Below are 18912 nucleotides of genomic sequence, written 5' to 3' on the forward strand. Positions count from 1 at the left end.
GACATCTCCAATTAAGGGTTACTTCGTTCATTGCCGCTTATTATGGGGATGCATCCCCCGCTTTCAAGGGGTAAACGCGATCATCTGACCTTTACAGACCCTGCCTGTGGCCGAAATCGACCGAACCGGGCAGCGCGCATCATCCCTCTTGCTGGCAGGGCGCCCATACGGCAAGCACGCCAGACGGGTTCGCCCCTAGGCCCGGCGGCACGGCCCCCAGCCGGACTTGCCTCGGGCAAACAGGGACTCTCTGCCCACAGACGGGCTATTGACCGGCTGTCCGGCCACTGGCTTGACCATGACGAGCCGGGGGCATCTTGCGTGCGGGCAGACAAAAGGGAAGCAAATCAAGGTATACTGCAGCCAAATCCACTCAGCACCCGACCCTATGATGGACTCCCCCTTCAACACCATCGCCCTCATCGGCAAGCCTCATCACGAAGGCGCCAACCAGACCCTGAGCGGCCTGCACCAGTATCTCAGCATGCGCGGCTTTCGAGTGCTGATAGAGAGCCGGGTGGCCCAGACCCTCGGCATAGTGGATGACAGCGTCATGGATCTGGTGCAGCTCGGCGAGCAGGCGGATCTCGCCATCGTCGTGGGCGGAGATGGCAACATGCTGGGGGCGGCCCGGGTATTGTCGCGTTTCGACGTGGCGGTGATTGGGGTCAATCGGGGCAATCTCGGCTTTCTCACCGATCTCTCGCCTCAGGACTATCTGGTGCCGCTGGAGCAGGTGCTCTCGGGCCACTTCAAGAGCGAGCACCGCTTCTTGCTGGAAGCCGCCGTCTATCGCCATGGGGAGCGCAAGTCTGCCAATCTGGCGGTCAACGAGGCCGTACTGCACCCGGGCAAGATAGCCCACATGATAGAGTTCGAGGTCTATATCGATGGCAGCTTTATGTACAGCCAGCGCGCCGATGGCATCATAGTCGCGACCCCGACCGGCTCCACCGCTTACTCCCTGTCGGCAGGGGGCCCTATTCTCACTCCCAAGATCAACGCCATCACCCTGGTCCCCATGTTCCCCCATACCCTGAGCAGCCGCCCCATAGTGCTGGATGCGGACAGCGAGGTGCGGCTGCTGGTCTCCCCCGACAACCAGGACGATGCCATGCAGGTGAGCTGCGATGGCCAGGTGACCCTGGCGGTGCAACCGGGGGACGAGATACTCATCAAGAAGAGCAGCCACAAGCTGCATCTGGTCCATCCGCTGGATTACAGCTATTTCCACGTGCTGCGCAACAAACTCGGCTGGGGCAGCAAGCTGTTCTAGATAGAAAGCTGGCTCAAGGCCCCATGGCCCTGAGCCGCACTATCCCTCGCCAGACTCGACCAGCCTGAGCGGCTCTGTCTCCGGCTGAAAAAATACGCCATTGCGTCCCGCCAACTTGACCCTGTACATGGCCTCATCGGCCCGGTCCAATAACTGCGCCAAATCCACCTCACCATGGGCGCATACCCCGCCCAGGCTCACGGTCACTGCGTCGCAAGGCAGACAGCGCCCCTGACTGGCGCCAAGCGCTATCTGACTACGAATGCGATCGCAGATGGAAAAGGCGTCTCGACCGTTCACTCCCCGCATTATGATGGCAAACTCCTCGCCGCCAATCCGCCCCACCAGATCATCCTTGCGCATCTCGGCCATCAATGTCTGAGCCACGAAGCGGATCACTTGATCGCCACAGCCATGGCCGAACTTGTCGTTGACCTGCTTGAAGTGATCGATATCGAGCACCGCCACGCAGAGCACCCCATCCGGCTGACTCGCACAATGGCGCTCTCCCAGCTTGAACAGACCCCGCCGATTCAACACACCGGTCAGGGGGTCCCGTTCGGAGAGTGCCAACAGCTCCTCTTCGGTCTGGACGTAGGCCACCAGGGGCAACAGCAGCACAGACCCTATGGTCAAGACCATGTGCATGAAGAAGATGGTGTCGAGTAGCCACTGTTTGGCGTGCTGATCCGGACCGAATGCCTGAGCGAGCAGGGCTATCCCCTGGCTCAACAGGATCACGAAATGGATCAAATAGATGAAAGAAACGGTATGCAGCACCCGCTTCTGGGTCTGACTCAGGGAGAAGATGAGACAGGCGCACCACAGATAGATCACGGATTCGATAAGGGCCAGCACCAGGCGCACATCAAACTGGCTCGCCAGCACCAGATAACTGAGCAGGAAGAGGGCAACAAAACCCCGGACGCTCCTCGTATCCAAGGGTTTGTCATACAGGGCGTAGAAGCCTGCAAGCAACAGCAGCACACAGATCAGAGACGTAAAACCGCCCCAGAACAGCCCCAGTGCCACATAACCCGTCATGCTTCCCAGGCAGAGCAGCAGGATCGAAAAGGAGAACAGAAACGCCGACAGGGACCAGAGCAGGAAGTTGCCCCGCCCCGGCTTGAGTCGATGGATGAACAGCATGAGCAGAGCGGCCATCAGGTTGATTGCCAGAGAGATGATCAGTAGCGTCGGGGTGTGGATTGTCATGAGTCATCCTTGATGAGGATCGCTGCCCATCCTTGGTCAGCAGTCCTGGCGCCCCAGCCCCCACAGGGACCAAGCATGTCAATGAGTGTGTCCGAGCGATCCCGGCGCGACAAGAGCCTTTTTCAAGAAGTGATGAAGGACGGAGGAAAGGAGGCAATCCCCCCTCTTGGCATGGCAGCCTCACCGCCTGGATTAGCCCTGGGGACGAAAAATCCGCCGCCCCTCTTTACTGTATATAAGACCAGTATATACTGGATGCATACACAGTAATCTTGGCCCAGACAGGATGAGACCATGCTGACCCAACTGACCGTCAACAACTTCGCCATCGTCAAGTTTCTCGAGCTCGATCTGCAACCCGGCATGACCTGCATCACGGGGGAGACGGGGGCGGGCAAATCCATCGCCATCGATGCCCTGGGGCTCTGTCTCGGCGAGCGTGCCGAGGCGGCCATGGTGCGCCCCGGCAATGACAAGACCGAAGTCAGCGCCCGCTTCTTGCTGGAGGGCAACCCCCAGGCCCGTGCCTGGCTGGCTGGCAATGAGCTGGAGAGCGAGGGTGAGTGCATAGTGCGACGGGTGGTCTCGGCCGAGGGGCGTTCACGCAGCTATGTCAATGGTGTGCCCGTGCCCCTGACCCAGCTGCGCAGCCTGGGGCAACTGCTGGTCAACGTACACGGCCAGCATGCTCATCAGTTGCTGGTCAAACCCGACTACCAGCTCGCCCTGCTCGACGGCTACGCCGGTCACCATCTGCTGCTGGCGGACGTTCGCCACCACTACCAGCATTGGCGTCAGCTGCAAAACGAGCTCAATCGCCTCAAGGCCGAGCAACAGCAGCGGGAGGCTCGTCGCCAGCTCATCGAATATCAGGTGCAGGAGCTCGACGAGTTCGCCCTGCAATCCGGAGAGTTCGAGGCGATCGAGGAGGAGCACCAGCGCCTCGCCAACGGCACCGAGCTGATGCAGGAGTGCGGCTTCTGTCTGGATCTGCTCTATGACAACGAGGAGACCACCATCGCCGGCCTGCTGCAGATCGCGGTGGACAGAGCAGAGGGTCTGGTCAACATGGATGCCCGACTCGCCCCTGTGCTCGGCATGCTCAATGAGGCGCTCATCGGTGTACAGGAGAGTCATAGCGAGCTGCGTGGTTATCTGGACAAGCTGGAGCTGGATCCCGAGCGCTTCAATGAACTGGAAGCGCGCCTCTCCAAGGCGATCAATCTGGCCCGCAAACATCATGTCAAACCCGCCGAGCTGGCCCATTACCATCAGGAGTTGGCCAGTGATCTGGCACGGCTCAACTCGGATGAACAGCGCCTCGAGGGGATGGAGGCTGAACTGGCCGAGGCCCGCCTCGCCTTCTTGCAAGCTGCCGATGCCCTGAGCCAGAGCCGCCAGCGCTATGGTGCCGAGCTGGCCACCCAGGTCACGGCCAGCATGCAGGAGCTCTCCATGACCGATGGCCGTTTCGCCATCGAGATCAAGCCCGATGCCAACGCCAGCCTCTCCCCCTTGGGGATAGACAGGGTCGAGTTCGTGGTGAGTACCAACCCGGGCCAGCCTATGCAGCCGCTCGGCAAGGTCGCATCGGGGGGAGAACTGTCGCGCATCAGCCTCGCCATTGTGGTGATCAGTGCCCGCAAGGTCGCCACCCCTACCCTGATCTTTGATGAGGTGGACGTGGGGATAAGCGGCCCTACCGCCGCCGTGGTGGGTCGCCTGCTGCGCCAGCTTGGCGAATCTACCCAGGTGATGGTGGTCACTCACTTGCCCCAGGTGGCAGGCAATGGCCATCAGCACATGGTGGTGAGCAAGCACACCGACGGCAAAACCACTGAGACCAGGATGAGCGCCCTCGACAACAAGGCCCGCCTCAACGAACTGGCCCGCCTGCTTGGGGGGGATCAGATCACCGACAACACCCTGGCCAACGCCCGCGAGCTGCTGCAGGCCTGATCCTGCAACCTGCAACCTGCCAACTGGCTAGCCTGGGGCTAGCCACCTATCCCTCCAAGATGAAAGCAGAGCGGACCTCTCCATGGCCTGGCCTGTTTCACTCTGGGGTGGATCAGGCCAGCCCCACCCTTTTCCGTACTGGCATTCAGCGCCAGCCATTCCGGCAAGCAACGCAATGCCTCTTTCTCCTTCGACAGCTGGCTCCTTTGATTGCTGGCTCCTTCGATAGCCAACTCCTTTGATGACCAGCGCGACGCGGGATCCTCTGCTGCCTCTTTGCAAGGGAAAGTCCAGGTCTCCAAGCAGACTCCTCTCCTGCGCGCATCATCCCGCATCAGGATCCATCCCCGTCACAGCGCCGGGATGATATGCTGATGGCCTATCTTGTTTAAGCGCATCCAGCCCGAGGTTTTCATGATCCATGTATTCGGCCATCGCAATCCCGACAGTGACAGCATCTGCAGTGCCCTGGTACTGGCAGACTGGCTCAACGGCCAGGGGCGTCCCGCCACTCCCTGGCGCCTGGGCTCCTTGCGCACCGAGACCCGCTTCATTCTGGAGTGCGCCGGCATAAAGAGCCCTGCCCTGCTGACCCAGGAGCTGGACGGTCTGGATGTCTGGCTGGTGGATTTCAGCGACTTCGAGCAGGGGCCCGAGAGCCTGGCCCGCGCCAACATCATCGGTCTGGTGGATCACCACAGACTCGGCTCCCTGCGCACCGAGGCCCCCTTCGATGCCTGGATCCGCGCCGTAGGCTGCTCGGCCACCATAGTGTTGAGCCTGCTCGACCAGGTGACCCGCCCCCAGGCCCGTCTCTTGCTTGGTGCCATCATGAGCGACACCCTCTGCCTCACCTCCCCGACGACCACCCCCCAGGATGAGGCAGCCTGTCAGCGACTGGCTCCCCTTGCCGGGTTGAGCCTGGCCGAGTTTGGCCAGCAGTTGCTGGTGGCTAAGACGGATCTCAGCGGACTCAGCGCCGCCCAGTTGCTGCGTCAGGACGAGAAGGGTTATCAGGTGGCAGGGGTCAATCTGGTGATGAGCCAGATAGAGGTCGGCAGTCAGGCTCAGATAGCCCCCCTGATGGCGGAGCTCGAGGCCGAAATGGCGCAACGAGTGACCACCGATGACCTGGATGCCTATGTGCTGATGGTGACGGATCTCGGCGAGGGGGCGAGCCGGATCAGCGCCTGTCCTCACCCGCAAAGGCCATTGCCGCAGTTGCCGCAACACACTGTGACTCTGCCAGGGGTGGTGAGCCGCAAGAAGCAAGGGCTCCCCTGGCTCACCGCCCAACTTAGCCAAGGCTGATTGACCAGCCTCAGCCAACCCAGCTGACGGCCCCCCACTCTTCAGGCGAAGTGCCCTGCTACCCGGCGCTGGCCCGCACCCAGCGGGTCAGCCATATCAGGCTGGCGCGCTTCGCCATCCCTGCCCCATGAAGCGCGCCTCCCTGCGGGAGGCTTCTCCTCCTGCGTCCTGAGTTGACAAGCTTTGTTACAGGATCCCAGTTGTCTTTTGTCCGCCTTTTGCGGCAGGATGTCTCCTTTTGTCTCCCCCCGCGTTCATGGATGCCAGATTCACGATGAAGATGCCCCTCACTCCCCCGCTGCGCTGGCTGATGGCCGCCCTGCTGGTCGCTCTCTCCATCTGGCTGCTATGGCCGGGCAAGGCTGCCGAACCCTTGTTGAGTGCATCGGTCACCCGCCAGGACATCGAAGATGCCGTGCTCGCCAGTGGCGCCCTGGAGGCGGTGGAACAGGTCGATGTGGGTGCCCAGGTCTCGGGTCAGGTCACCCGGCTGCTGGTCGAGAATGGTCAGCAGGTCAAACAGGGGGATCTGTTGGCCGAGATAGACCCGCTGATCGCCCAGAACGATCTCAAGACGGCCCAGGCCGAGCTCGCCAGTAGCCAGGCGCAGCTCAGGATCAAGCAGGCACAGCTCAAGCAGTACGAGCTCGCCTATCGCCGCCAGCAGCAGATGTTTGGCCAGCAGGCGAGTTCAAAGGCCGACCTCGAAAACGCCGAGGCCCAGCTCGCCGTGACCCGGGCCGAGCTGCAAAACGCCCAGGCCAACATCGACAGTGCCGCCATCAAGGTCGAGCGCTCCCGCACCCAGCTCGGCTATACCCGGATCCAGGCCCCCATGGATGGCACCGTCGTCTCCATCGTCACCCGTCAGGGCCAGACCCTGGCGGCCACCCAGACGGTGCCCACCCTGCTCAAGCTCGCCAATCTGGATATCATGACGGTCAAGGCGCAGATCTCCGAGGCCGATGTCAGCAAGGTGCGCGCCGGCATGCCGGTCTACTTCACCCTGATTGGCGATCCCGATACCCGCTACCGGGCCAAGCTGCGCACCGTTGAACTGGCACCAACCAATGTCAACGATGCAACGACCAGCACCAGCAGCACCAATGTTGCCGTCTACTACTATGCCCTGTTCGATGTGCCCAACCCCGACCATGCCCTGCGGGTCGCCATGACCACCCAGGTCACCATAGTGCTTGGCGAGCGCAAGGGCGTGTTGACCATTCCCAGAACCGCCCTCGGCAAACAGTTGGCGCCGGGCGAGTATCAAGTACAGCTGTTAAGCGGTGACACCCCCGAGCCCCGTACCATCAAGACCGGGCTCAAGGATGATATCAAGGTCGAGGTGCTGGAGGGGCTCACCGAGCATGACAAGGTGGTGATTGGCGAGGCCCCCAAGGCAACCGGGGATGAGGGCCATGAGGAAGAGGATGAGATGTCATGATGGCCTCCCGCAATGAGGCCCCCGGCGACGCTCCGCTTATTGAACTGCGAGGCGTCAGTCGCCGCTACCTGAGCGGGGAGCAGGAGGTGACAGTGCTGCACCCGCTGGACTTGTCCATCCACGCCGGGGAGATGGTGGCCATTGTCGGCGCCTCGGGGTCGGGAAAATCCACCCTGATGAACCTGCTCGGCTGCCTCGACAGACCCAGCGAGGGGCGCTATCTGTTTCGCGGTCAGGAGACAGCTGACTTGGACGCCCTGGCCCTGGCCCGGCTGCGCTGCCATCACTTCGGCTTCATCTTCCAGCGCTATCACCTGCTGCCACATCTGGACGCCGCCGCCAACGTCGAGATCCCCGCCGTCTATGCCGGCATGGCCAAGGGAGATCGCCATGCTCGCTCCAAGGCGCTGCTCACCCGGCTGGGGCTGGCCGATCGCAGCCATCACACTCCGGGCCAACTCTCCGGCGGTCAGCAGCAGCGGGTCAGTATCGCCCGCGCCCTGGCCAATGGCGGCGAGGTGATCCTGGCCGACGAACCGACCGGTGCACTGGACAGCCAGAGCGGCAAGGAAGTGATGGCCATCCTCAAGGAGCTCCATGCCCTGGGTCACACCATCATACTGGTGACCCATGACATGGCGGTGGCGGACCATGCGGATCGCATCATCACCCTCAAGGATGGCCAGGTGCAGAGCGACAGCGGCAGCCCGCAGCAGACGGCCTCTGCCCTGAAGGCCATGCCCCAGGCCTTGGGCAATCAGGGGCTGGATCGTTACCGCGAAGCCGCCCGCATGGCCCTGCATGCCATAATGGCTCACCGAATGCGCACCTTTCTCACCATGCTCGGCATCATCATCGGCATCGCCGCCGTGGTGAGCGTGGTGGCCCTGGGTCAGGGCGCCCGCGCCAAGGTGATAGGCGAGATCAACGCCATGGGCACCAACACCATAGACGTCTTCCCCGGCAAGGATTGGGGAGATGAGCAGGCTGCCAGCATACGCACCCTCAACGAGGGCGACTTGCGCGCACTGCAGGGACAACCCTATCTGGAGGGGGCCAGCCCCCAGCTCTCCACCTCGGTGCAGCTGCGCTATCGCAATCAGACCAAGAGCGGCACCGTCAACGGCGTCAGCAGCGACTTCTTCCGGGTCAAGGGCATGACACTCGTCAGTGGCCGCCTGTTCAGCGAGCGCGACAGCCTGGACAGGGCGCCCCTGGCCGTGGTCGATGCCGACACCATCAAGGGCTTGCTCGGCGATGAAGACCCCATCGGCAAGGTGCTGCTCATCGGTACCCTGCCGGTGCGGATCATCGGTCTCATCAAGGAGGAGACCGGCTTTCGCCAACCGAGCCAGTCGGTGAGCGTCTGGTTGCCCTATCGCGCCGTGATGAGTCGCCTCATCTCCCAGAACCATTTCAATCAGATAACCCTGAGGGTCAGGGATGGCATCCAGCCCGCCCTGGCAGAACGAGAGGTCATTGCCCTGCTGCGCCAACGCCATGGCAGCAAGGATTTCTTCACCTTCAGTAGCGACAAGATATTGAAATCCGTCGAGAAAACCACAGCAACCCTGACCCTGCTGGTCTCGGCTATCGCGGTGATTTCGCTGATCGTCGGCGGTGTTGGCGTCATGAACATCATGCTGGTCTCCGTGGTGGAGCGCACCCGGGAGATTGGCATTCGCATCGCGGTGGGCGCCCGTCAGTCCGACATCTTGCAGCAGTTCCTGATTGAAGCCGTGATGGTCAGCCTGCTCGGGGGCGTACTCGGAGTCGGCATCGCCTTGCTGATCGGCCTGCTGTTCTCCTCCCTGGTCGATGCGATGCAGATGCAGTTCTCCCTCTTCTCCATCCTGATGGCGTTTGCCTGTTCCACCTTGATCGGGGTGCTGTTTGGTTATCTGCCCGCCCGCAATGCCGCCCGGCTCGACCCTGTGGTCGCGCTGGCCAGAGAGTGAAGATGAAACCCATGAAGATATCCTGGCTGGGGCTCTGCCTCGCCCTCGGCGCCTGCTCCCAACAAAGCAGCTATCACAGAGCCGACCTGGCGCTGCCAGACCAGTGGCAAGAGGGGGACGTGCCTGCTCTGTCCGTGCAAACCGGCTCCTGGTGGCAGGGCTTTCATGACCCCCGACTCGACGCCCTGGTCGAGGCGGTACTCGCCGCCAATACCAATCTTTATGTGGCCGGACTCCGGCTCAAGGGCGCGAGGATCGCAGCGGATCAGGCCGACACCAACCTGACCCCAGGGGTCAATGCCAGCCTGGGGGCCAGCGGCACCAAGGAGATCAAGAGTGGCGCCAGCACCCACAGTCTGGGACCGACCCTCGCCATCAGTTATGAAGTGGATCTGTGGGGCAAACTGGCGGCGGTGCGGGATCAGGCAAGCTGGGAGGCCGCCGCCAGCGCCGAGGATCTCGCCGCCACCCGCCAGAGCCTGATCAGCCAGACCCTGCAGCAATATTGGCAACTCGGCTATCTCAACAGCGCCATCACCCTGGGGGAGCGCCAACTGGCCAACCTCATCGAGATCCAGAGCCTGACCCGAGTCAAATATGAGGCAGGGGCCATTCCTCGCCTCGATCTGGTGCAAGCCAGCGGGCAGCTCGCCGGCAAGCGTGCCGCCCAGGCTAACCTGCGCAATCAGAGGGTCGCGGCGAGCAATGCCCTGCTGCAACTGCTCGGCCGCAGTCGAGGACCTCTCCCCTTCGAGCCGCAGAGCCTCACCCAAAGCCCCATCCCTGACATCGCCGCCGGCCTGCCGGCCGATCTGCTGGCCAGACGCCCGGATGTGAGAGCCGCCGAGCTGCGCCTGCGCAAGACGCTGGCGCGCAGTGACGAGGTGCGCACCAGCTTCTACCCGGCGCTCACCCTGACCGGGGGGGCCAGCACCGCATCGGATACCCTGGCGCAGGTGCTGGAAAATCCGGTGGGCAGCCTGGGGGCCGCCTTGACCCTGCCCTTCCTCGAGTACAACAGCAATCGACTCGCCGTCGCCGGCAGCCAGAACGACTACCAGATAGCCCAGGCCGAGTTTCGCCAGCAGCTGTTCGATGCGCTGTTCGAGGTGGAAAACGCCCTCGCCGCCCGCCGCTTTGGCGAGCAGCAGCTGGCCAGCCTCGCCGAACAGCAAGACTATGCCATCGACGCGGACCGGCTCGCCCGGGTGCGCGTCGAGGCGGGTAGCAGTCCGGTGCAAGATTGGCTCGATGAGCAGAATCGACGCTGGGATGCCGAGCTGGCCCTGCTCAGCCAGCAGCAGACTCAGCTCAACACCATGGCCAGTCTCTATCTCGCCCTGGGCGGCAGCGATGCCACCGGGCGCGAGACCATGCCCACCCCGCCCGCACTGCGCCCCGGGGGATGATAACCAGGGCCGTGCCTTTTCCCCTGACCCCTCACCCACTGAGCAAGGCAAAGCGCCTGCCGGGTGAGCGCCACTGTGCTCAGGATTTGCTCATGGCGCCCATTTCTTGCTCCCGGATCAGCGTCTTGTTGACCTTGCCGACGCAGGTCTTCGGGATCCCTTGCACGACCCGGATCTGGCGCGACTCGAGAGAGCGGTGAACCTGCGCTGCGTCCTGCAACGCGTAACCCTGGTTGCTCTCTCTTGATCCGCCCGCTGGCCCCGTGACCGAACAGCTCGTCGCCAGGGCCTCCTTCTCGGCGGGATCGGCGATGTAGTCGGCGAGCGCCGGACGGGCCAGATAGAGGGAGCCCTTCATGGCCAGCAACCGCAGGTTGAAGCCTTCGATGGGGCCGGAAGCGGTGCCGACGCAGACCCCCACCGCCACCTCTTCGTAGCGCCGCACGTCCGGGCCCCGGTTTCATAAAAGCCTATGGCGTTGGCCATCTCACTCCTCCAATCCGTTCGTGAATGAAATGCATCCTCCGGATTGAATCCAGGGGGCTGGGTGAATGGCCCTTCTCATCGGGCGACAGCCACTTTTCATCTCATGACCCCCCTTAGAATGCGTTGCCTACCCTCGGGGAAGACGACAGAAGCTGTCCTGTCCAACCTGGCGGCAACACGCCAAAAGCCGCTTACGCCATGGGATGAGCGCCATCTGACTGGAGAAGATGGCGTCAGCCAGACCGGGTGTCTGGCGCGCCGATGCGATGCCCCTTGGACTTAAGTAATGTTGACGTTGACGTCAACGTAGTGTGAGATAGTTCTATTCACGGAAAACCATGAACAGCATGAAAGGAGTCTGTATGTCTACCTTGTCCCCGTCGGCCGGAGCCCGCTTTCGCAGCGCGCTGGCCAATGAAAAACCCCTGCAGATCGTCGGTACCATCAACGCCTACATGGCGCTGATGGCCGAACGCAGCGGCTTCAAGGCGCTTTATCTGTCCGGTGCCGGGGTGGCCAACGCCTCCTATGGCCTGCCGGATCTCGGCATGACCTCCATGAACGACGTGCTGATCGATGCCGAACGCATCACCGCCGCGACTCAAGTGCCACTGCTGGTCGACATCGACACCGGCTGGGGCGGCGCCTTCAACATCGCCCGCACCGTCCGCGCCTTCGAACGCGGTGGTGTCGCCGCCGTCCACATGGAGGATCAGGTTGCCCAGAAGCGCTGCGGTCACAGACCCAACAAGGCCGTGGTCTCCATCGCCGAGATGGTGGACAGGATCAAGGCGGCGGTCGACGCCCGCACCGATGAGCACTTCGTCATCATGGCCCGCACCGACGCCCTGGCGGTGGAAGGGCTGGGTTCGGCCCTGGAGCGCGCCGCGGCCTACGCCGCCGCCGGGGCCGACATGATCTTCGCCGAGGCGGTCACCGAGCTGGATCAGTACGACCGCTTCAAGCAGGCGGCTGGCGTCCCCATCCTCGCCAACATGACCGAATTCGGCCAGACCGAGCTGTTTGACAAGGAGGCCCTCGCTGCCCACGGCGTCGACATGGTGCTCTACCCCCTGAGCGCCGCCCGCGCCGCCAACCAGGCCGCCCTCAATGTCTATCAGCAGCTTCGCCAGGATGGTCACCAGCGCGCCGTGGTCGACACCATGCAGACCCGGGAAGCGCTCTATGACTTCCTCGGCTACCACCACTACGAGCAGACCCTGGACAGGCTGTTCACCAAGGATCTGTCTACCAAGGAATAACACGCCGACCGGCCGCCTCATGCTGGCGGCCGGCGCTTCAACGGACTGAATGAGGAAACCTGTGATGAGCGCACTTGTGGAGACCACCCCCGGCTTCAAACCGAAGAAATCCGTCGCCCTCTCCGGCACCGCCGCCGGCAATACCGCCCTGTGCACCGTCGGCCTCTCCGGCAACGACCTGCACTACCGTGGCTATGACATCCTCGATGTCGCCACCAGCTGTGAATTCGAAGAGATCGCCCACCTGCTGGTGCACGGCCATCTGCCCAACATCGCCGAGCTGGCCGCCTACAAGGCCAAGCTCAAGGCCCTGCGTGGCCTGCCCTCCGGCGTCAAGACCGCCCTGGAGCAACTGCCCCCTTCCGCCCACCCGATGGACGTGATGCGCAGCGCCGTCTCGGTGCTGGGCTGCGTGTCGCCGGAGAAGGACGATCACAATCACCCGGGCGCCCGGGACATCGCCGACAAGCTGATGGCTTGCTTAGGCTCGGTGCTGCTTTACTGGTACCACTTCAGCCACAACGGCAAGCGCATCGAAGTCGAGACCGATGATGACTCCATCGGCGGCCACTTCCTGCACCTGCTGCATGGGGAGAAGCCACGTGCCTCCTGGGTGCGCGCCATGCACACCTCGCTGCTCCTCTACGCAGAGCATGAGTTCAACGCCTCCACCTTCACTGGCCGGGTGATCGCGGGCACCGGCTCCGACATGTACTCCTGCATCACCGGTGCCATCGGCGCCCTGCGCGGGCCCAAGCACGGCGGCGCCAACGAGGTGGCCTTCGAGATCCAGAAGCGCTATGAGAATCCGGATGAGGCCGAGGCTGACATCCGCGCCCGGGTCGAGAAGAAAGAAGTGGTGATCGGCTTCGGCCACCCGGTCTATACCGTCTCGGATCCCCGCAACAAGGTGATTAAAGAGGTGGCTCGCGAGCTCAGCCTGGAGCAGCACAACAGCAAGATGTTCGACATCGCCGAGCGGCTGGAGTCCACCATGTGGGAGGCCAAGAAGATGTTCCCGAACCTCGACTGGTTCAGCGCCGTCAGCTACCACATGATGGGGGTGCCCACCGCCATGTTCACCCCGCTGTTCGTGATCGCCCGCACCTCCGGCTGGTCGGCTCATGTCATCGAGCAGCGCATCGACGGCAAGATCATCCGCCCGAGCGCCAACTACACGGGCCCGGAGGATCTGACCTTCGTGCCGCTCAAGGAGCGCAAGTGATGAGCAATATTCAATATCGCAAGCCCCTGCCCGGCACGGCACTGGACTACTTCGACGCCCGTGCGGCGGTCGAAGCCATCCAGCCCGGCGCCTGGGACAAACTCTCTTATACCGCCCGCGTCCACGCCGAGCAGAATCAGGAGCGCAAGTGATGATTAACACTCAATATCGCAAGCCCCTGCCTGGCACTCAGCTTGACTACTTCGACGCCCGGAAAGCGGTCGAGGCCATCCAGCCCGGCGCCTGGGACAAACTCTCTTATACCGCCCGCGTCCATGCCGAGCAGAATCAGGAGCGCAAGTGATGATTAACACTCAATATCGCAAGCCCCTGCCCGGTACTCAGCTTGACTACTTCGACGCCCGTGCGGCGGTCGAAGCCATCCAGCCCGGCGCCTGGGACAAACTCTCTTATACCGCCCGCGTCCACGCCGAGAACCTGGTTCGCAAGTGCGATCCGGCCATCCTCGGCGAGTGCCTCGGCCAGATCGCCTTGAATAAGCGCGATCGCGACTTCCCCTGGTTCCCGGCCCGGGTGGTGTGCCACGACATCCTGGGCCAGACCGCCCTGGTGGACTTGGCCGGTCTGCGCGATGCCATCGCCGATCAGGGGGGAGATCCTGCCCAGGTCAACCCTGTGGTACCGGTGCAGCTCATCGTCGATCACTCCCTGGCCGTGGAGTGCGGCGGCTTCGATCCGGATGCCTTTGCCAAGAACCGCGCCATCGAGGATCGCCGCAACGAGGATCGCTTCCACTTCATCAATTGGACCAAGCAGGCGTTCAAGAACATAGAGGTGATCCAGCCGGGCAACGGCATCATGCACCAGATCAACCTGGAGAAGATGTCGCCGGTCATTCACAACGATCGCGGCGTGGCCTACCCGGACACCTGTGTCGGCACCGACAGCCACACCCCCCACGTTGACGCCCTCGGGGTGATAGCGGTGGGGGTGGGTGGGCTGGAAGCGGAGAACGTGATGCTGGGGCGCGCCTCCTGGATGCGCCTGCCTGAGATCGTTGGCGTGGAGCTGTCTGGCAAGCCGCAAGCCGGCATTACCGCCACGGATCTGGTGCTGTCGCTGACCGAGTTCCTGCGTCAGCAGAAAGTGGTCGGCGCCTACCTGGAGTTTCATGGGGAAGGTGCCGCCGCCCTCACCCTGGGCGATCGCGCCACCATCTCCAACATGGCACCTGAATACGGCGCCACCGCGGCCATGTTCTTCATCGACCAGCAGACCATCGACTACCTGCGCCTCACCGGCCGTGATAGTGAGCAGGTCAAGCTGGTGGAGACCTATGCCAAGGAGGCGGGTCTCTGGGCCGACAGCCTGGCGAGTGCCCAGTACGAGCGCGTGCTGCACTTTGATTTATCGACCGTGGTACGCACCCTGGCGGGCCCCTCCAACCCCCACCGCCGCCTGCCGGTGGCCGATCTCGCCGCGCGCGGCATAGCGGTGGATCTGGACAAGGCCCGCGCCCAGGAGGCCGACGGCCTGCTGCCGGATGGGGCCGTCATCATCGCCGCCATCACCAGCTGCACCAACACCAGCAACCCACGCAACGTGATTGCGGCGGGGCTCTTGGCGCGCAACGCCAACCAGCTCGGGCTGGTCCGCAAACCCTGGGTCAAGTCGTCCCTGGCACCGGGCTCCAAGACGGTGGCCTTGTACCTGAAAGAGGCGGGACTGGACAGCGAGCTGGAGCGGCTGGGCTTTGGCATAGTGGCCTTCGCCTGCACCACCTGCAACGGCATGTCTGGCGCCCTGGATCCCGCCATCCAGCAGGAGATCATCGACCGTGATCTCTACGCCACCGCCGTGCTGTCGGGCAACCGCAACTTCGACGGTCGCATCCACCCCTACGCCAAGCAGGCCTTCCTCGCCTCGCCGCCGCTGGTGGTGGCCTACGCCATCGCCGGCACCATCCGCTTCGACATCGAGAAGGATGTGCTGGGAGTGGTGAACGGTAAGGAAATTCGCCTGAAAGACATCTGGCCGTCGGATGACGAGATTGATGCCGTGGTCAGGGCCTCGGTGAAGCCGGAGCAGTTCCGCCAGGTCTATATCCCCATGTTCACCATAGAGGAAGACCATGGCCCCAAAGTGGCGCCCCTGTATGACTGGCGTCCCATGAGCACCTATATCCGTCGCCCGCCTTATTGGGATAAAGAGGGGGAAGGGGCGCTGGCGGGGGAACGAACCCTCAAGGGCATGAGGCCGCTGGCGGTACTGCCGGACAACATCACCACGGATCACCTCTCCCCCTCCAACGCCATCATGCGCAGCAGCGCGGCCGGTGAATACCTGGCGAAGATGGGCCTGCCGGAGGAGGACTTCAACTCCTACGCCACCCACCGTGGCGATCACCTGACCGCCCAGCGCGCCACCTTCGCCAACCCCCAGCTGGTGAACGAGATGGCGGTGGTGAACGGCGCAGTGAAGAAGGGCTCACTCGCCAGGGTCGAGCCGGAGGGCCGGGTCATGCGGATGTGGGAAGCCATCGAAACCTACATGGCCCGCAAACAGCCGCTGATCATAGTGGCGGGTGCCGACTACGGCCAGGGCTCGTCCCGTGACTGGGCGGCCAAGGGGGTACGGCTGGCGGGGGTCGAGGTGATAGCGGCGGAAGGCTTCGAGCGCATTCACCGCACCAACCTGATCGGCATGGGGGTGCTGCCGCTGGAGTTCAAGCCGGGCACCACCCGCCTCACTCTTGGGCTGGATGGCACCGAAACCTATGACGTCAAGGGCGCGCGCACCCCGCGCACCGATCTCGTGCTGGTCATTCACAGGCGCAACGGCGAGACGCTCGAGGTGCCCATGACCTGCCGTCTCGACACCGCCGAGGAGGTCTCGGTCTACGAGGCCGGCGGCGTGCTGCAACGCTTCGCCCAGGACTTCCTGGAAGCGACCACCCACAAGGCCGCCAGCTGATATATGGTATTCCTCCCCTTCACCGGGAGAGGCATGATGTGCTCCCTCTCCCTTTGGGAGAGGGTTGGGGTGAGGGGATCTCCCCTCATCCGCCCTTAGGGCACCTTCTCCCCGAGGAAGAAGGATCCGTCACCCTTTTCAGGACAAGATTCATGGCCCCACTCTCTTCGACTCACACACCTCAAGTCAGGATCCCGGCCACCTATATGCGCGGCGGCACCAGCAAGGGCGTCTTCTTTCGCTTAGGTGATCTGCCAGAACGCTGCCAGGTGCCGGGCCCGGCCCGGGATGCGCTCTTCATGCGCGTCATCGGCAGCCCTGATCCCTACTCGGCCCACATGGACGGCATGGGGGGCGCCACCTCCTCCACCTCCAAGTGCGTGATCCTCTCCAAAAGCCAGCAGCCCGATCACGACGTGGACTACCTCTACGGCCAGGTTGCCATCGACAAGCCCTTCGTCGACTGGAGTGGCAACTGTGGCAACCTCTCCACCGCCGCCGGCGCCTTCGCCATCCACGCCGGGCTGGTGGATCCGGCCCGCATTCCCCAAGACGGCACCTGCGTGGTGCGGATCTGGCAGGCCAATATCCAGAAGACCATCATGGCCCATGTGCAGGTGACCAACGGCCAGGTGCAGGAGACTGGTGACTTCGAGCTGGACGGGGTCAGCTTCCCCGCCGCCGAGGTGGTGCTGGAGTTTCTCGATCCGTCCGACGATGGGGAGGAGGGCGGCGCCCTCTTCCCCACCGGCAACCTCATCGACGATCTCGAGGTGCCAGGCATAGGAAACATCAAGGCCACAATGATCAGCGCCGGCATCCCCACCGTGTTCGTCAGCGCCGAGGAGATCGGTTATCAGGGCACCGAGCTGCGCGAGGCGATCAACACAGACCCCGAGGCGCTGGCCCGCTTCGAGGCCATCCGGGTTGCCGGCGCCCTTCGCATGGGCCTGATCAAGACGCCCGCCGAGGCGGCCACCCGCCAGCACACCCCCAAGATCGCCTTCGTCGCGCCGGCCAGGGAGTACCTCACCTCCAGCGGCAAGCAAGTGCAGGCGAACGAGATCGACCTGCTGGTACGGGCCCTCTCCATGGGCAAGCTGCACCACGCCATGATGGGCACCTGCGCCGTGGCCATAGGCACAGCGGCGGCCATTCCCGGCACCCTGGTGAACCTGGCCGCCGGTGGCGGCGAGCGTGAGGCGGTGCGCTTCGGCCACCCGTCAGGCACCCTGCGGGTGGGGGCAGAGGCGCGGCAGGTGAATGGGGAGTGGACGGTCACCAAGGCGGTGATGTCGCGCTCAGCCCGCATCCTGATGGAGGGCTGGGTGCGGGTGCCCGGCGATGCCTTCTAGCGCCCAGCCCCTATAAATACAAAAAGGCCCGGGCAGTTGCCTGGGCCTTTTCATTGGGGATTGATCCCATCAACTTATATGCCGATGGCCGATGACTGCTGACAAGGCTTTCCCCTGTTGAACCATAGCCAGCGTACTGGCTACTGCGGACGCGGCACACACTCGACGTGGCGAGGAAGATTCTTGCTCCCATCGCCGCCGCGAAGCTTTTTGACCTGGCCATCCGGGCACTTGCCATCGTCCACATAGACCAGCTTCCCAGGCGGCACGCCGCCAGGAGGAGGATCCTGTTTCAGATACTCGATGGGGGCTGGGACAAGGGTGGTACAACCCGACATCAGGCTCACCATCAGCAACCCCGCGCTCTGCCATCTCATTACCATCTGTCGCTCCCTCTGTGTGATCCCGGCCCTGCGCCAACTCACGCACAGGCCCCATGCACTCAGGCAGTGTAGCCACCGGAGCCCATAGATCGAAACCCGCTCCCGGCGCCGCTCCGACGATTTCAGACACAGGGAGGCGCATCCTTGGCTCCATCGCCTTGATGAGCAAACTGGGCGTCTTGCTGGATAGATGATCCCGATAAACAGTCGCGATCTTCACACAGGCTCGTCCACTCGAGCTGGCTCGGTCACCTTGAATTGCCACCCATTAGCCAGCCACTTGCATTGTTGATGCGCCGTGTCAGGGCCCTGTATGTCATGGGTTCAGATATGTCCAAATTACCGAGCACCCTCAACAGGAAACACGGGGCGATGAGCGGTCCAGCGCCGTTCATCTGGATGGCATCTGCGCAGAGACAGACAACGAAAAAGCCCAACCTACTGAGTAGGTTGGGCTTGATAGATGGCGGAGAAACAGGGATTCGAACCCTGGGTGGTATTGCTACCACAATTGATTTCGAGTCAATCCCGTTCGGCCACTCCGGCATCTCTCCATAGGGGCTATTCTGACTCAGTCCCACCCAGGAAATCAATCTCAATCTCTTTAAATATCAACTGACTGTATAGAAATCCATCAAGCATCATGGCGGGCCTCATCATGGGTCTCCTCCCCTGTTGCTTCCTTGCTCCGCCTG

Annotated in this window: 15 protein-coding genes and 1 tRNA gene; 12 read left to right on the forward strand and 4 right to left on the reverse strand. The window is 62.9% G+C overall.

Annotated elements, in window-relative coordinates:
- The first annotated feature begins 391 nt into the window (after positions 1-391).
- Positions 392-1276 carry an NAD(+) kinase gene (gene nadK / locus M2366_RS02930; protein ID WP_042042704.1) on the forward strand — a complete coding sequence of 295 codons (885 nt, stop codon included), beginning with the start codon at positions 392-394 and terminating at the stop codon, positions 1274-1276.
- 39 nt (positions 1277-1315) lie between these two features.
- Here nadK and M2366_RS02935 read toward each other — a convergent pair whose 3' ends face one another.
- Positions 1316-2491, reverse strand: coding sequence for a diguanylate cyclase (locus tag M2366_RS02935; protein WP_259268914.1), 1176 nt, complete (start codon positions 2489-2491; stop codon positions 1316-1318).
- 294 nt (positions 2492-2785) lie between these two features.
- Here M2366_RS02935 and recN point away from each other — a divergent pair, with 294 nt between their 5' ends.
- From recN to M2366_RS02960, 5 genes are all read left to right on the forward strand, one after another.
- Positions 2786-4450 carry a DNA repair protein RecN gene (recN, locus tag M2366_RS02940; RefSeq protein ID WP_042042687.1) on the forward strand — a complete coding sequence of 555 codons (1665 nt, stop codon included), beginning with the start codon at positions 2786-2788 and terminating at the stop codon, positions 4448-4450.
- 414 nt (positions 4451-4864) lie between these two features.
- A complete protein-coding gene (locus M2366_RS02945) occupies positions 4865-5761 on the forward strand; it encodes a DHHA2 domain-containing protein (protein ID WP_042042705.1) in 897 nt (298 codons plus the stop codon).
- Between the two features lie 280 nt (positions 5762-6041).
- Positions 6042-7205 carry an efflux RND transporter periplasmic adaptor subunit gene (locus tag M2366_RS02950; protein ID WP_259236364.1) on the forward strand — a complete coding sequence of 388 codons (1164 nt, stop codon included), beginning with the start codon at positions 6042-6044 and terminating at the stop codon, positions 7203-7205.
- Positions 7205-9163: a MacB family efflux pump subunit gene (locus tag M2366_RS02955; RefSeq protein WP_259269103.1), complete on the forward strand. Its 1959-nt coding sequence runs from the start codon at positions 7205-7207 to the stop codon at positions 9161-9163. The genes M2366_RS02950 and M2366_RS02955 overlap by 1 nt, the downstream gene beginning before the upstream one ends.
- A gap of 11 nt (positions 9164-9174) precedes the next feature.
- Complete coding sequence (locus tag M2366_RS02960; RefSeq protein ID WP_259268915.1) at positions 9175-10572, forward strand: efflux transporter outer membrane subunit; 1398 nt, start codon at positions 9175-9177, stop codon at positions 10570-10572.
- A gap of 79 nt (positions 10573-10651) precedes the next feature.
- Here the strand turns inward: M2366_RS02960 and M2366_RS02965 are convergent, their stop codons facing one another.
- Positions 10652-11017 carry a hypothetical protein gene (locus M2366_RS02965; protein WP_259268916.1) on the reverse strand — a complete coding sequence of 122 codons (366 nt, stop codon included), beginning with the start codon at positions 11015-11017 and terminating at the stop codon, positions 10652-10654.
- A 403-nt stretch (positions 11018-11420) separates the two neighbouring features.
- Between M2366_RS02965 and prpB the strand changes: the two genes are divergently transcribed.
- The 6 genes from prpB to prpF all read left to right on the forward strand — a co-directional run bounded on the left by prpB (position 11421) and on the right by prpF (position 17834).
- A complete protein-coding gene (gene prpB, locus M2366_RS02970) occupies positions 11421-12320 on the forward strand; it encodes a methylisocitrate lyase (protein WP_224432484.1) in 900 nt (299 codons plus the stop codon).
- A gap of 64 nt (positions 12321-12384) precedes the next feature.
- Entirely contained in the window at positions 12385-13545 is a 1161-nt protein-coding gene (gene prpC, locus M2366_RS02975; RefSeq protein WP_259268917.1) for a 2-methylcitrate synthase, read from the forward strand.
- Positions 13545-13697, forward strand: coding sequence for a hypothetical protein (locus tag M2366_RS02980; protein ID WP_259268918.1), 153 nt, complete (start codon positions 13545-13547; stop codon positions 13695-13697). Before prpC ends, M2366_RS02980 begins: the two co-directional genes overlap by 1 nt.
- Positions 13697-13849: a hypothetical protein gene (locus M2366_RS02985; RefSeq protein ID WP_259268919.1), complete on the forward strand. Its 153-nt coding sequence runs from the start codon at positions 13697-13699 to the stop codon at positions 13847-13849. Before M2366_RS02980 ends, M2366_RS02985 begins: the two co-directional genes overlap by 1 nt.
- Entirely contained in the window at positions 13849-16479 is a 2631-nt protein-coding gene (gene acnD / locus M2366_RS02990; protein ID WP_259268920.1) for a Fe/S-dependent 2-methylisocitrate dehydratase AcnD, read from the forward strand. Before M2366_RS02985 ends, acnD begins: the two co-directional genes overlap by 1 nt.
- A gap of 152 nt (positions 16480-16631) precedes the next feature.
- Positions 16632-17834 carry a 2-methylaconitate cis-trans isomerase PrpF gene (gene prpF, locus M2366_RS02995; protein ID WP_259268921.1) on the forward strand — a complete coding sequence of 401 codons (1203 nt, stop codon included), beginning with the start codon at positions 16632-16634 and terminating at the stop codon, positions 17832-17834.
- 140 nt (positions 17835-17974) lie between these two features.
- On the opposite strand, the gene M2366_RS03000 is transcribed toward prpF, so the two are convergent.
- Positions 17975-18217, reverse strand: coding sequence for a DUF6719 family protein (locus M2366_RS03000; protein ID WP_224432480.1), 243 nt, complete (start codon positions 18215-18217; stop codon positions 17975-17977).
- 464 nt (positions 18218-18681) lie between these two features.
- Positions 18682-18771 (reverse strand) — tRNA-Ser (locus tag M2366_RS03005).
- Positions 18772-18912 lie beyond the last annotated feature (141 nt).

The sequence above is a fragment of the Aeromonas sp. BIGb0405 genome (genome assembly GCF_024807335.1).
Taxonomy (GTDB): domain Bacteria; phylum Pseudomonadota; class Gammaproteobacteria; order Enterobacterales; family Aeromonadaceae; genus Aeromonas; species Aeromonas rivuli.

Bases quoted from the DNA above. Each gene is read 5' to 3' on its own strand.
- nadK (WP_042042704.1), top strand. From the start codon at position 392: ATGGACTCCCCCTTCAACACCATCGCCCTCATCGGCAAGCCTCATCAC.
- M2366_RS02935 (WP_259268914.1), bottom strand. From the start codon at position 2,491: ATGACAATCCACACCCCGACGCTACTGATCATCTCTCTGGCAATCAAC.
- recN (WP_042042687.1), top strand. From the start codon at position 2,786: ATGCTGACCCAACTGACCGTCAACAACTTCGCCATCGTCAAGTTTCTC.
- M2366_RS02945 (WP_042042705.1), top strand. From the start codon at position 4,865: ATGATCCATGTATTCGGCCATCGCAATCCCGACAGTGACAGCATCTGC.
- M2366_RS02950 (WP_259236364.1), top strand. From the start codon at position 6,042: ATGCCCCTCACTCCCCCGCTGCGCTGGCTGATGGCCGCCCTGCTGGTC.
- M2366_RS02955 (WP_259269103.1), top strand. From the start codon at position 7,205: ATGGCCTCCCGCAATGAGGCCCCCGGCGACGCTCCGCTTATTGAACTG.
- M2366_RS02960 (WP_259268915.1), top strand. From the start codon at position 9,175: ATGAAGATATCCTGGCTGGGGCTCTGCCTCGCCCTCGGCGCCTGCTCC.
- prpB (WP_224432484.1), top strand. From the start codon at position 11,421: ATGTCTACCTTGTCCCCGTCGGCCGGAGCCCGCTTTCGCAGCGCGCTG.
- prpC (WP_259268917.1), top strand. From the start codon at position 12,385: ATGAGCGCACTTGTGGAGACCACCCCCGGCTTCAAACCGAAGAAATCC.
- M2366_RS02980 (WP_259268918.1), top strand. From the start codon at position 13,545: ATGAGCAATATTCAATATCGCAAGCCCCTGCCCGGCACGGCACTGGAC.
- M2366_RS02985 (WP_259268919.1), top strand. From the start codon at position 13,697: ATGATTAACACTCAATATCGCAAGCCCCTGCCTGGCACTCAGCTTGAC.
- acnD (WP_259268920.1), top strand. From the start codon at position 13,849: ATGATTAACACTCAATATCGCAAGCCCCTGCCCGGTACTCAGCTTGAC.
- prpF (WP_259268921.1), top strand. From the start codon at position 16,632: ATGGCCCCACTCTCTTCGACTCACACACCTCAAGTCAGGATCCCGGCC.
- M2366_RS03000 (WP_224432480.1), bottom strand. From the start codon at position 18,217: ATGGTAATGAGATGGCAGAGCGCGGGGTTGCTGATGGTGAGCCTGATG.